We start from the raw sequence: 382 nt of genomic DNA on the forward strand, positions 1-382 counted from the left end.
CACCCCCGCCGTTCGCGCGCGTGCTCCCGCACGGGGTGCGCTGGGCGGACGGCTCGGAGCGGGCGGCCGACGCGATCCTGTGGGCGACGGGCTTCCGGCCGGTCCTGGACCACCTGCGCCCGCTGCACCTGCGCGAACCCGGCGGCGGGATCCTCGTGGAGGGCACGCGGGCGGTGCGCGAGCCGCGCCTGCACCTGGTGGGCTACGGGCCCTCGGCGTCGACGGTGGGGGCCTCGCGGGCGGCGCGCGAGGCGGTGCGCGACGTGCTCGCCGGGCGCTGAGCGGACACCTCGTCCCACATCACGAGATCGCCGTCCCGACCCGTGGACGGTCTGCGCAGCGGCCCGCCAGGCTCGCGCCGTGAGCCCCACCACCCCCACCA

1 pseudogene is annotated in these 382 nt (G+C 78.8%); it reads left to right on the forward strand.

What is annotated here, in order from left to right:
* Nucleotides 1-281: pseudogene (locus tag GTR00_RS23180) on the forward strand (pyridine nucleotide-disulfide oxidoreductase); the annotation flags it as partial.
* Between the last annotated feature and the right edge of the window lie 101 nt (nucleotides 282-382).

Source organism: Kineococcus indalonis (assembly GCF_009906395.1).
In the GTDB taxonomy this organism is placed as follows: domain Bacteria; phylum Actinomycetota; class Actinomycetes; order Actinomycetales; family Kineococcaceae; genus Kineococcus; species Kineococcus indalonis.